Source organism: Neokomagataea anthophila, assembly GCF_018122595.1.
Taxonomy (GTDB): domain Bacteria; phylum Pseudomonadota; class Alphaproteobacteria; order Acetobacterales; family Acetobacteraceae; genus Gluconobacter; species Gluconobacter anthophilus.
Genome location: NZ_JAGRQH010000002.1, coordinates 172,491 through 184,835 on the forward strand (window position 1 = coordinate 172,491; position 12,345 = coordinate 184,835).

The following is a 12,345-nucleotide window of genomic DNA, read 5'->3' on the forward strand; positions in this document are numbered from 1 at the left end:
GAACAGAACGATGTCCCCTCTGCAATGAACGTCTCTTCTCACATGGCTACTACGCCAGATACCGCCCACATCTCCCAATACGCTGAAGCATTGGCACCACGCCTTGCTGCAACACAAGCAGCGATTGGTGACATTGTCCTCGGTCAAGAGGCGGTCATTGAGCAGGTGCTCATCACGATCCTCTCCGGTGGTCACGCCCTTTTGATGGGTGCGCCCGGCCTCGGCAAGACCCTTTTGGTCAATACGACCTCACGCGTCCTGAGCTTGGACGCCAGCCGCATCCAATTCACTCCCGATCTCATGCCTTCTGACATTACCGGGGCAGAGGTTTTGGAGCAGGATGCAGAGGGACGGCGTAACTTCCGCTTCCTCCCCGGCCCCATCTTCGGGCAATTAGTCCTCGCGGATGAGATCAACCGCGCCAGCCCCCGTACCCAATCCGCCCTGCTGCAAGCCATGGCAGAACACCGCGTCACACAAGCAGGCAAAGATTACCCGCTCCCTAAGCCGTTCCACGTCCTCGCCACACAAAACCCTATTGAGCAAGAAGGCACATACCCTCTGCCCGAAGCGCAACTTGACCGCTTTATGCTCCGCATCACACTGGACTATCCCCCGCGCGAGGCTGAGCGCCAAATGCTGCTGCAAACAACGGGCAGTACACCAAAAGAAGCACAACCACTTCTCTCACAAGATGACCTCATCGCAGCCCAAGAGCTGGTCCGCCAACTCCCCATCGGTGAACGCATTGTGGACGCTATTCTCGCCTTAACACGCAGCCTTCGCCCAGAAGACGCCGCGGCCAGCGCAGATATCCGCAACGCCATCGCATACGGCCCCGGCCCACGCGCAGCACAAGCACTTATGATTGCCACCCGCGCACGCGCCCTCCTGACCGGTCGCCTGTCCCCCAGCCTTGATGACGTTGCAGCCTTGGCAGAGCCCATCTTAGCCCATCGTATTGGCCTTGATTTCAGTGCCCGTGCACGCGGTACAGACATCAACGCCCTCATCCGCCGCCAAGTTGAAATGGTTCTCTAAAACGCAACGCCAGATCATATCGTGACGCAACCGCCCCCCTCCCGCTTTAGCCTGTCCGCTCTGCGCCAACAGTTCAATCGCATCATGCGCGCGCCTCATGCTCAGACAGCACGCGCAACGCCCCAGACTGACCAGCACGCACACGCCGATGACAGCGCACAAACAGCATTAGAAGCCTTGCTTCTGGCAGCGCTAAACCTCGCCCAAAGTTTAGACGCTGGCCAGCACGGCCGCAGGCGAAGCGGAGCGGGCGATAATTTCTGGCAGTTCCGTCCCTACCACCAAGGGGAACCCGCATCCGCTATTGACTGGCGGCAATCGGCCCGCAGCACAACGGACAATACTTTTTGGGTCCGTGAGCGTGAACAGGATACCCCCCATCACCTCGCCCTATGGTGTGACCCTTCCGCGTCTATGACATGGCGTTCGCAGCCACATTTACCCACAAAGACCGAGCGCGCCCATCTTTGCGCCCTTGCTCTTGCTGGCGCAGCCCTCAAAGGGGGGGAACGCATTACGCCCCTCACCGGAAATGCGTCAGGCCGCAGCTTATCAGGACATACAGCCCTGCCACAGCTTGCAACCACTCTCATCAACACCCCAGCACTCAACGCTTTGCCTGATGTCACATCGGCCCCGCCCGGTGCCGCCGTCCTTGTCATCAGTGATTTCTTATGGGACGAAGCACAACTCAAACAGTGGTGCGAAGAACATGCCCATTACGCAGGGCGCCTCGTTTTTCTCTGTATTCTAGACCCCGCTGAACAGCAGCCCCACGAACAAGGGCGCATCCGCTTTGATGGCCTCGAAGGTGGCTCCGTCACACTACCCGCGTTTGAAAGCCTCGGCCCTCGCTATCAGCAGGCCATGAGCACACATCTCACCACCCTACAGCACCATGCCGCCGCACTGCGTGCCCCCTTCATCCTGCACACAACAGATGAAAACCCGCTACCTGCGCTTCTTACTCTCCACTCAGCCCTTGAGGGCGCCCGATGATTTTCCTCGCTCCCGCTCTCTTACTTGGCCTTGTAGCTCTCCCCGCGCTGTGGTGGCTCATCCGCGCAACCCCACCCGCCCCACGCACACAACGCTTTCCATCACTCATCATTTTAGAGCGTTTAACGCCCAACCATCAGGACGCAGCGCGTTCCCCATTATGGCTTTTCCTACTTCGCCTCTGTGCCGTAGCACTCATTATTTTTGGATTAGCGCGCCCGATCCTGCCCGGTCACCCGCCTCTCCAAAACGCGCAAGACCTCACCATTATTCTGGATGACGGCTGGACTTCTACGCCACATTGGGCCGCACGTATCACCGCAGCCGAAGCCGCTGGGAATGCAGCACTCCTGCACCATCACCGCGTCACACTTCTACGCTCCGCCCCTACGGCAGATGGCTTTTTACCGCAGCCCTTCCACCCCGACAGCCCACAAGAATGGAGCGATATGCTCCACCATCTTCAGCCGCAGCCTTGGCCTATTGACCGCGCTGCGCTGATCACGCGCCTGCCTGCACACCCTCACCCCACTGAGAGCCTGTTACTCATTTCAGACGGGATCGCCACACCACAAGACCACGCATTGCTCGGCAGCATCGCGCCCTACGCCACGCAGGCAGATCTCCGCTGGCCATTATGTGACATTGCTCTTCTCTCCGTTCAGAGGACAACAGACCACACACAGCATGCGTCTATTCTCCAACCTGCCACATGTGCCCAGCGCATCTTCACCCTCCACGCCCTAACCGAACAAGGTGGCACACTCGCCAAATTCATGCTCCCCTCCCAAACAAGCACAGCCTTGTCACTTGCCCCGGCACTCCGCCACCAACTCGATCGTTTTACCCTTGATGGTGACGATGGCTTAGCCGGTCAGTACCATCTGGGGGATACTGGCCACCGCCGCCCCGTTGGCGTACTCCCCACACCGGGAGATGCCACGCCCCTAACTGGATCCGCCTTCTTCCTCAACCAAGCTCTTGATACCATTGCTGAGCGCCACAGCGTACCGAGCACGGCACTCCCAACAACACCACTCTCAGTCCTCATCGCCACAGATGGCGCCTTGAGCGGTGACAGCACGCGTGAACACGTCTTGGCGTGGGTCAAACAGGGCGGCACACTCATTCGCTTCGCGGGACCTGGCCTCGCCGCACAGGCCTCAACATCATCTCCAAACACTGAGCCAAACACCGCTCAGCCTATCGATCCCCTGATTGCCGTACCCCTCATGAACGGCCTCCGCCAACTCGGCGGCCCTATGTCTTGGGGCAAACCACAAACACTCGCGGCATTTGCTCCCAACTCTCCTTTTTATGGCCTACCAATCCCAACGGACGTCACCATCACCAAACAAGTCCTCGCCCAACCAACGCCAGATCTCAGCAGCCATGTCTGGGCCGCCCTCAAAGACGGAACGCCTCTCGTAACCGAGCAAAATTACGGCAACGGAGAGATCATCCTCTTTCACGTCACCGCCTCACCAGACTGGTCCAACCTTCCGCTTTCAGGGCTGTTCCCTTCTATGCTTGAGCGCCTCATTGCCCGCTCTGCCGGCATTGCACAGACCGATACTGGTACCTTGCCGTTATGGCGGGCGTTCGATGCATTTGGTACACTCATAGCACCACCTCCAGCGGCACAACCCCTCACGATAGCCACCCTCTCCACCACCTCTGTAACAGTCCACCATCCAGCCGGACTGTATGGCCCCATCCATGGAACCCATGCCCTCAATCTAGGAGATAACGCTCCCACTCTGAGCGCAGCGCCACTCTTTGGCACCCCGATCACGCCTCATGGCTTACAAACGCACACCCCCCTTGCCCCCTTCGCCTTCATAGCTGGGCTTGGTGTGCTCATCATCGATATGCTGCTTTCACTGTACCGCCGGGGCTTGCTCCGCCGCCGTGCCACCCTTTTAGCACTGACCTTCACACTCAGTGCCGCATCACACCCGCTAGCGCAGGCAGATGACGATACAACCGCGACAAACGCACCTGCCGGTGCCTTAGAAACGCACCTCGCCTATATCGAAACCGGCAACCCCGACATTGATAACGTCTCCCGTATGGGGCTTCAGGGTTTATCGGACTACACCAGTACCCGCAGTTCTGCCTTGCTAGGCGGCCCTATCGGCGTCCAACCCGGCCGTGATGATTTAGCATTCTACCCTCTACTATACTGGCCTATCACCACCGATATTCAAGCAGACCCCACCCGCACCAAAGCTCTCAACAACTTTATGGAACATGGCGGCATCCTGCTCATTGATGAGCTCGGTGCAGGCACCGACATTGACCCCGGCCACAAGAATGCCATCCGTGATGCCCTCAAACGAGCGACTGATGGCCTTATGGTGCCTCCCCTCGCCAAGCTGAACGACCAACATGTGCTGAGCCACACTTTCTACCTCATGCACGGCAGCTATCCGGGGCGCATTGCAGGGCAATCCGTTTACGTTGCACAAACAGGAGATGAAGCGAATGACGGCGTCTCTCCCGTCATCATCGGCAATGCAGGCTGGGCCTATGCATGGGCCATCGATAACACCGGAAACCACCCCTACGCGACCATTCCCGGCGGCGATGACCAACGCACTATCGCTTATCGCTTCGGTCTCAACATGATCGTCTATGCCCTTACAGGGAATTACAAAAGCGATCAGGCCCATTACCCGGAGATGCTGCGCCGCCTCGGCCAAAGTGACACGTCCACTAATAATCCGTCAGACGATACAGACGGAGATGATACCCCATGATTATGAGCATCAGCTTCTCCCCCCTTCTGCCGACTAGCCTCCTACTTGCCCTCGCCGCCTGCGCTATCGGCATCACCGTTTGGGGCATCATCGGCCGATTACGCGGTATCTTCTGGCGCGGCCTCGGCTTTCTGCTTCTACTACTATGGATTGCCTCTCCCCAGACCGAACACCTCGTCCCACACCCTACTGCAGAAGATGCCTTGCTTATCGTGGACCACTCTCCGTCCATGACTGTCGGCAACCGGACATCCCTTGCAGAACGCACCGCACAACACCTCCAAAACGACGCCACAAAACTCCCGAACCTGACTCTGCACCGCATTGATGTCAGCGGAGATGGTCATAACGGCACGCGCCTTTTTCAAGCGCTCCAACAGGCCGATATTCCTAGTGGCCATTTTGCCGGTGCACTCATGGTCACGGACGGTATGGACCATGACGTTCCCACAACCCTGCCTGACCGCTTCAAAGAATCCTCAGGCCACACTCTACCACTTCACTTGCTCCTCACAGGTAAAGGCGAAGAAACAGACCGTCGCCTGCGTATCCTCAGTGCACCGCCCTTTGCGATCACCGGACAAAATGCCACCATTCGCGTCGAGGTGGATGACCTAGGCACGACATCCAACAGCAGCACCACGCTCACCATTCGCATGGGCGACACACCTCCCAAAATCCAAACCATTCAAACCGGCACACCACAGGACATCACCTTCCCAATCCAACAGGCAGGCGAAACACTCATCGCCCTCTCTACCCCGCCCCTCGAAGGTGAAGCCTCAACAGCCAATAATAGTGATGTCGTGCGTATTCGTGGCGTGCGGGACCGCCTGCGCGTTTTGCTCGTCTCCGGCGTACCGAATCAAAGCGAACGCGTCTGGCGACGTCTACTCAAAGCAGACCCATCGGTTGATCTCGTCCACTTCACCATTCTGCGCTCTCCCACGAGTGACGATAACACCCCACTCTCCGATCTTGCTTTGATCCCTTTCCCCATCAAGGAATTGTTCCAAAACAAGATCAATAGCTTTGACCTGATCATTCTGGACAGCTTCTCCAACACGCACATCCTGCCAGAGCGCTACATCACCAATATCGCCAATTATGTGCGCCATGGTGGGGGCCTCCTCGTCACCGCAGGGCCCGAATTTGTACAAACGGGCACACTTCAAGATTCACCGCTGTCCCAAATCCTCCCAGCCCATGTCCCTGATAACGGCCTATTAACCGGCTCCTTCAAAGCGAGTTTAGCCCCCCTCGGCCACCTCCATCCCGTAACGGAAGGGCTTAATCCCAATTGGGGCCCATGGTATCGCGCCCTACACGCAGACGAGACACACGGCGAAGACCTCATGAATGGTCCAAACGGCACGCCCCTCTTACTGCTCGATCATGTTGACCAAGGCCGCGTAGCCCTTCTCCTTTCTGACCAGTTATGGCTCTGGTCCCGCAATGAAGGTGGCGGTGGCCCACAGGCAGAACTGCTTCGCCGCTTAGCTCACTGGCTTATGAAAGAGCCAGAACTCGAAGAAAATCGCCTCACCGCACATATTGAAAATCATGACCTCCTCATTGAGCGACACGCAATTGGCCAAGCCACTGTATCCTCACAAGCCATGGTCACTACCCCTGATGGGCAAACACTGCCCTTACCCCTGACCGAAACAGACCATATCTGGCACGGCCATCTACCCATTTCCGGCAGCGGTATTTGGACGATTCATCAAGACGGCCTGACCGCATTTGCAAGCCCTGCACAAAATGACAGCCTCGAACTCCAAGATTTACGCACAACAGCTGAAAAGATTGGTCCCCTTACCCGCTCAACAGGCGGCGCGCTTCGCTGGGTTGGGCAAGGCATCCCCACACTCAGCCTCACCACCACACGGAATTACGATTCGGAGACCAGCGGTATTCGCCTCCCTCAGCGCATGGAAGCCAATACCGAAACAGCCCAACACCACTCTCTTTTCCCCGGCTGGGCCATTCTGCCCCTCTTCCTGCTGTGCCTTGGCATCGGTTGGTGGCGTGAAGGACGTTAAGAACGCATGAAAGACACGCTTTCATACATACGAAGACTCGCACAGAGCCGTGAGCTAGCCTATAATCACCCCATGCGTGCTTTGAACCGTTTTTCCCGTCTGCTGTTCGTCGCCTGCCTGGCCACGACACCTGCCATTCTCGTGCCGTGGCATTCTGCCCACGCGCAGGACGCTGATGAGGCTGAGGCACAGCAAGAAGCGGAAGATTCTGCCAAAAAGGCGGAAGCCCGTAAGGCTGCCAAACGTGCGGCTCCACCATCCGCCCTTCCCGGCGCCGAAGGCTCCGATGACGATGCCGGCCATGCCCGCGCGGATGTAAACCCCACAACAGCATTGTTTGACGCCATCAATCGTGGCTCCCTCAATGCCGCCAAAGAGGCGCTAAACCGGGGTGCCGATATGGGCGGGCATAACGTCCTTGATCAAACACCATTGGATATGGCGATTGATCTCAACCGCAACGACATCATGTTCCTGCTGCTCTCCATGCGGACCTACAATCCAGATGGTCGCATCACCACAAACCTATCCGATAGCGGCATTGATGATAGCTCTGGCACGCCACATATGACGATTGGCGGCACAGCCACCATGACCCGTTCTAACGCCAAGGCTAAAGCTCAACCTGCATCACCTTATGATACGCGTGGCGGCACCCCTGACACATCCATCGGCTTCTTAGGCTTTGGCCACCGCTAAAATATAAACCTGTACCTTATGCGATCTTTAAAGGTGGCTATAAAGTACAGGCGATGCGTCGCCTCGGCTTAACGCTTCTCATAAAGAACAGCGTCCAGAGCGCAACAAAGCATAAGCGCATATGCAGGCGATGCTCTTGCATCGCTACTCTATCGAGAAAAATTATACTGCGTTGAAAAGAAAGCTCTCTCAGTTCAGCCGCAAACCATTAAACCGGACGGCATCAGATCAGCGCAGCCCAAAAACTTTGGGACACTATACATCAGAGTAGCGCGGCGCCCGCTGCATAACAGCGGGCTGCACATTATTTACCCCGCCGCTGCGCGCAGCATCGCACTTTCTTGGCGCAATAGATCCAACTGTTCCCACTGGCCATCACGCTCAAAGTACCAGAACGTCCAACCATTGCAGGACGGCGCACCCGTCAAGGCAGCCCCCAACTTATGGATAGAACCACGCTGATTGCCCGAAACAAGCGTTCCATCAGGCGCAACCGTCGCCGTTAAACGCTGCTGACGATCATGCAGCACAGTCCCAGCCGGCAAAACACCCGTTTCTACAAAGCTACCAAATGGAACGCGTGGCATATCGCGCTTCGCAGGCGTCACCGCCAAATGCTCAGACGCCAACGGCACTTCACGCTCAGCACGCTCACGCGCGGCTTTTACATAATCCGGATGACGCTCAATGCCGATGTAACGACGCCCAAGGCGCTTGGCTACAGCAGGCGTCGTCCCACTACCACAAAACGGGTCTAGAACCGTATCGCCCGAATTCGTGGATGCCACGAGTACACGGTGCAACAAGCTCTCAGGCTTTTGCGTCGGGTGAAGCTTCAAACCATGCTCATTCTTCAGGCGCTCATGACCCGTGCAAATTGGCAAATACCAATCAGAGCGCATTTGCAAATCATCATTTAACGCCTTCATCGCCTGATAATTAAAGCGATAGCGGCTCTGCGGACTACGCGCCGCCCAGATCAACGTCTCATGTGCATTTGTAAAACGACGGCCCCGGAAATTCGGCATCGGGTTGGACTTACGCCACACAATATCGTTCAAAATCCAGAAGCCCAGATCCTGCAAAATCGCGCCCAAACGGAAAATGTTATGGTACGAACCAATCACCCAGATCGTGCCGTCTTTATGCATAACCCGGCGTGCTTCACTCAGCCATTCCCTCGTAAAGTGATCATAGGCTTCATAATCTGAGAACTTGTCCCAAGCATCATCAACCCCATCCACCACAGTTTCGTCCGGACGGCGCAACTCACCACGCAATTGCAAATTATACGGAGGGTCAGCAAAAACACAGTCAACACTGCCATCCGCCAAACCGCGCATTGTTTCAACGCACTCACCACGGATGATTTCATCCACAGGACGTCCTTCTGGGCTTTTGTTCATGCTGCGACTTCCCCTGCTTTACCTGAAATCATGTGTGAGGCCTCCACCATGGCCCGTATCGGTGCGAAACCCCGCCGATGATGCGGTGTTACGCCGTAATCTCTTAATCCCGCCTTGTGGACCACAGTGCCGTAGCCTGCGTTACGCTCCCAGCCATAGACGCTGTAGCGATCCGCCAAACGCACCATCAGCCGATCCCGCACGACCTTCGCCACGATAGACGCAGCCGCAATCGACAAGCTGATACCATCCCCCCCTACAACCATTTTCACAGGGCAAGGCATGTCTGGCGCGTGCTTACCATCCACCAATGCGAGGTCCGGCAAGCGCCCTAAACGCTCCACCGCACGCCGCATCGCCAAATGACACGCTTTAGAAATATTGATGTTTTCGATTTCCGTCACAGAAGCTGCACCAATCCCGTACGTCACCTCAGGTGAACGGCACAGAGCAGCATAAGCAGCATCACGACGGCGCGCTGTCAGCTTCTTGGAATCATCCAAAAGCTCACACAGCGCTTCGGGCGGTGTCCCCCGAAAAATAACAGCGGCAGCAACGACCGGACCCGCCAAAGGCCCACGACCGACTTCGTCAACACCCGCGACGACGCCTCCATGGGCTGCTTCTAGCAAATAATCCGGCATTCTCGCTTCCCGCCCCTTCATCAAATACGTGCGAATCGAGAATCGTTTTGAATCATGCCGAATCGAAAGGGAAGTGAAATTTTCGTTTTCGGTAATTTTTTAATGAGTCAAGGGCTTTTGAATCACACCTGCTCAGAGGTTTTCTTGATCATCCCCCTCCGCCGTGCCGCTCTGATCCGGTGCCGAATGCGTAGCAGAAGAGTGTGAGGCGTTCATATACGCTGGATTGTTGGCGGTACGCTCAAGGCCAACCCCAAAGCTCACTAAAAAAGCCAAAATACAAACGGCCAATAAAGCCTTACCGCGCCCCACGACACGCCAGCGCGCCCAACAATAACCCGGCGGAAAAAGAAACCACCACCCACTCGGCGGCTGGTAGCCACCTACACGCAAAGCCGTCCGATCCGCCATAAAAGCCATGACCGACACAGCAATGATAACAAGTATCAATGGTAAAGCGACCTTCCCCTCCTGCAACGGCGTCCAATGCTGCCAGGTCGAGATGATCAGAAAACTTTGATTCAAGAGCCAAGGCACCATCACAAAAACCCATGCCCATGTTTCTTGAACTGACTTTTGCGCCACAACGTGGCCTTGGTTCGTTGTGAAAATAATACCGGCTTGAGCCGCAGGGCGCCACTGCTCCCCAAAGCCTTGCCGCCACACCAAAGTCTCCGGTGTAATCGTACCAGACTCAGCCAAATATTTAAGTTGCTCTGTCGTTATCGGGCCAACCTGCTGCCCTTCAAATGCGTAATACCACTTCACAAAAAAAGCCTCCCGGATCACTCCAGAAGGCTTTTAACACACTCTCCGCAAAAGCGGGTGGCTGATTAGCCCTTACGACCAAAGGCCAATGCGCCGATCAGAATACCAACAAAAGCCGCGATCACAACCGACACCAACGGACGATCCTGCACGAATGCCGTAGCAGCTTCGAGCTTCGTTTCACCTTCGTCGTACAGATCAGCGAATTCTTGCTGAGCCAAACCAGAAACTTGATCAAACTTACCTTCAGCTTGCGTTTTGGCATCGCCCGTAAGGCCGCCAACAGCGTCCTTAACTTTGCCCTTAGCTTCGTCAAGCAGACCTTCAGCCTTCGTTGCCGTTGTATCCGTCATGCTATGCACTCCTACTGAATGAAACTATGATTCGATTAGCTCCAAAACGGGCTGCCAAACCATAGGTTGCAAAAACATATGTGTCTCTTTTGAGCTTGGAACAAGTGGGGCTTTTATTGAAACGAATTATTACGGAATGTGTCATCTTAACACAGTTCTAAAAACCTGAACAGGATTTAAGGTCTTGTCATGGCACGTCACAATAACGTGCAGTATAAGGTTAAGCATACAGAACGAATTTTAAACGCTGCCCTCTTGGCGGCCTAGTGATACGGGAAAGATACCACAGCATGGACGAGCAGACGGCCGATCAGCACGACCGCCTTACCCAAAGCCACTCAGGTTCGGGGCCCCTTCCTCCATCTCCGAAGAAGAAGGGACCACTACGATGGCTCATACGCCTCGTCATTGTACTGATCGTTCTTCTGATTCTTTTCGCTGTTTTACGCCCTAACCAGCATGGTGGCATGCATCACGCCTCTGCTGGCCATACCCCAAACAGCACCGACAGCGCTGCCAATACCAACGTAATACCCGTAGCCGTCGCGACCGTGCATCGCGGAGATATGCCTATTGTCTTGCAAACAACCGGCACCGTGGTCCCTATCACCAACGTCACCATCACCCCGCGCGTCACCGGGCATATCCTTGATGTCTATTATCGAGAAGGCCAATACGTTCATAAGGGTGATGTCCTCGAATTGATCGACCCTCGCCCGTATGAGGCAACTCTGGCCCAAGCCCGTGGTACACTCGCAGCCGATACGGCCCAGCTAGAAAAAGCTCGCGTCGATAACGCACGTTACCAAAAGCTGATCCGCCAGAACTCAACCTCTGCCATGACAGCCCGTGACCAAGAATTCGTTGTCCAGCAGCTTGAAGGCACCGTCGCCCTCGACCAAGCCAATGTGCGCACAGCAGAACTCAACGTCATGTACTGCCACATCACCGCGCCTGTCGATGGTCGCGTTGGTATTCGTGTACTCGATAAAGGAAATTTCGTCTCCGCTGGCCAAAGCGGTGGTTTGACAATCCTCACCCAAATGCAGCCCATTTCGGTGATTCTTGCCGTGCCACAACGAACCCTAGGCCAAGTGGTTGAGCGTCTGCATGCCGTGCACGAACTTCCTGTCGAAGCATGGGATAGTGACAATCTGCACAACATCGCCACAGGAACCGTCAAAGCACTGGATAGCCAAATTGACACAGCAACTGGCGTCGTCCGTATGCGTGCCATCTTCAACAATGATGATGAACGCCTCTTCCCGAACCAGTTCGTGAACCCACATTTGCTGATCGATACGCAGCATAACGCCCTGTTGGTCCCAGCCAATGCCATCCAAACCGGCCCGAACGGACAGTTCGTTTACCTCGTCCAGTCCGATATGACCGTCCGTGAAGCGCCCATTCAAATTGGCGCGGCTGATATTAATCAAACCGTCATTCTCACCGGCGTAAAAGAAGGTGACCGCGTCGTGACTGACGGCGTGAACCATCTCCGACCTGGTGCGAAAGTCTCGATCCCAGCTGAGACCACATCCTCACAGGCTGAGACCGGCACCACCGCCCACGCTCACCACCGCAACTAATCATCCTCCCATGACCGTTTTCCGGGGAACAGACCGACC

At 55.9% G+C, this 12,345-nt stretch carries 10 protein-coding genes; 6 read left to right on the top strand and 4 right to left on the bottom strand.

The window, feature by feature from the left end; all coding sequences use genetic code 11:
- The first annotated feature begins 42 nt into the window (after positions 1–42).
- The 5 genes from KB213_RS03690 to KB213_RS03710 all read left to right on the top strand — a co-directional run bounded on the left by KB213_RS03690 (position 43) and on the right by KB213_RS03710 (position 7,546).
- On the top strand, positions 43–1,041 hold the full coding sequence (locus KB213_RS03690) for an AAA family ATPase (RefSeq protein ID WP_249110205.1): 999 nt from the start codon (positions 43–45) through the stop codon (positions 1,039–1,041).
- A 21-nt stretch (positions 1,042–1,062) separates the two neighbouring features.
- Entirely contained in the window at positions 1,063–2,040 is a 978-nt protein-coding gene (locus KB213_RS03695) for a DUF58 domain-containing protein (protein ID WP_346266661.1), read from the top strand.
- Positions 2,037–4,802: a DUF4159 domain-containing protein gene (locus tag KB213_RS03700; RefSeq protein WP_211680711.1), complete on the top strand. Its 2,766-nt coding sequence runs from the start codon at positions 2,037–2,039 to the stop codon at positions 4,800–4,802. The genes KB213_RS03695 and KB213_RS03700 overlap by 4 nt, the downstream gene beginning before the upstream one ends.
- Before the next feature lie 2 nt (positions 4,803–4,804).
- Positions 4,805–6,847, top strand: a complete 2,043-nt coding sequence (locus KB213_RS03705) for a VWA domain-containing protein (protein ID WP_211680924.1) — start codon at positions 4,805–4,807, stop codon at positions 6,845–6,847.
- A 72-nt stretch (positions 6,848–6,919) separates the two neighbouring features.
- Positions 6,920–7,546 (top strand): ankyrin repeat domain-containing protein, encoded by a 627-nt coding sequence (locus KB213_RS03710; protein ID WP_211680925.1) that lies wholly within the window; start codon positions 6,920–6,922, stop codon positions 7,544–7,546.
- A 308-nt stretch (positions 7,547–7,854) separates the two neighbouring features.
- Here the strand turns inward: KB213_RS03710 and KB213_RS03715 are convergent, their stop codons facing one another.
- The 4 genes from KB213_RS03715 to KB213_RS03730 all read right to left on the bottom strand — a co-directional run bounded on the left by KB213_RS03715 (position 7,855) and on the right by KB213_RS03730 (position 10,717).
- Positions 7,855–8,952, bottom strand: a complete 1,098-nt coding sequence (locus KB213_RS03715) for a site-specific DNA-methyltransferase (protein WP_211680712.1) — start codon at positions 8,950–8,952, stop codon at positions 7,855–7,857.
- On the bottom strand, positions 8,949–9,596 hold the full coding sequence (locus KB213_RS03720; protein WP_211680713.1) for a ribonuclease HII: 648 nt from the start codon (positions 9,594–9,596) through the stop codon (positions 8,949–8,951). Before KB213_RS03720 ends, KB213_RS03715 begins: the two co-directional genes overlap by 4 nt.
- Before the next feature lie 132 nt (positions 9,597–9,728).
- The gene (locus tag KB213_RS03725; protein ID WP_211680714.1) at positions 9,729–10,364 is read right to left on the bottom strand and encodes a DUF4339 domain-containing protein; all 636 of its coding nucleotides are present in this window, start codon (positions 10,362–10,364) and stop codon (positions 9,729–9,731) included.
- Between the two features lie 65 nt (positions 10,365–10,429).
- Complete coding sequence (locus KB213_RS03730) at positions 10,430–10,717, bottom strand: CsbD family protein (protein ID WP_211680715.1); 288 nt, start codon at positions 10,715–10,717, stop codon at positions 10,430–10,432.
- A 290-nt stretch (positions 10,718–11,007) separates the two neighbouring features.
- On the opposite strand from KB213_RS03730, the gene KB213_RS03735 reads away from it, so the two are divergent.
- Positions 11,008–12,306 carry an efflux RND transporter periplasmic adaptor subunit gene (locus KB213_RS03735; RefSeq protein WP_211680716.1) on the top strand — a complete coding sequence of 433 codons (1,299 nt, stop codon included), beginning with the start codon at positions 11,008–11,010 and terminating at the stop codon, positions 12,304–12,306.
- Positions 12,307–12,345: the final 39 nt, after the last annotated feature.

Excerpts from the sequence above, each read along its gene's own strand:
- KB213_RS03715 (WP_211680712.1), bottom strand. The coding sequence starts at position 8,952 with ATGAACAAAAGCCCAGAAGGACGTCCTGTGGATGAAATCATCCGTGGT.
- KB213_RS03735 (WP_211680716.1), top strand. The coding sequence starts at position 11,008 with ATGGACGAGCAGACGGCCGATCAGCACGACCGCCTTACCCAAAGCCAC.
- KB213_RS03690 (WP_249110205.1), top strand. The coding sequence starts at position 43 with ATGGCTACTACGCCAGATACCGCCCACATCTCCCAATACGCTGAAGCA.
- KB213_RS03730 (WP_211680715.1), bottom strand. The coding sequence starts at position 10,717 with ATGACGGATACAACGGCAACGAAGGCTGAAGGTCTGCTTGACGAAGCT.
- KB213_RS03700 (WP_211680711.1), top strand. The coding sequence starts at position 2,037 with ATGATTTTCCTCGCTCCCGCTCTCTTACTTGGCCTTGTAGCTCTCCCC.
- KB213_RS03720 (WP_211680713.1), bottom strand. The coding sequence starts at position 9,596 with ATGCCGGATTATTTGCTAGAAGCAGCCCATGGAGGCGTCGTCGCGGGT.
- KB213_RS03705 (WP_211680924.1), top strand. The coding sequence starts at position 4,805 with ATGAGCATCAGCTTCTCCCCCCTTCTGCCGACTAGCCTCCTACTTGCC.
- KB213_RS03710 (WP_211680925.1), top strand. The coding sequence starts at position 6,920 with ATGCGTGCTTTGAACCGTTTTTCCCGTCTGCTGTTCGTCGCCTGCCTG.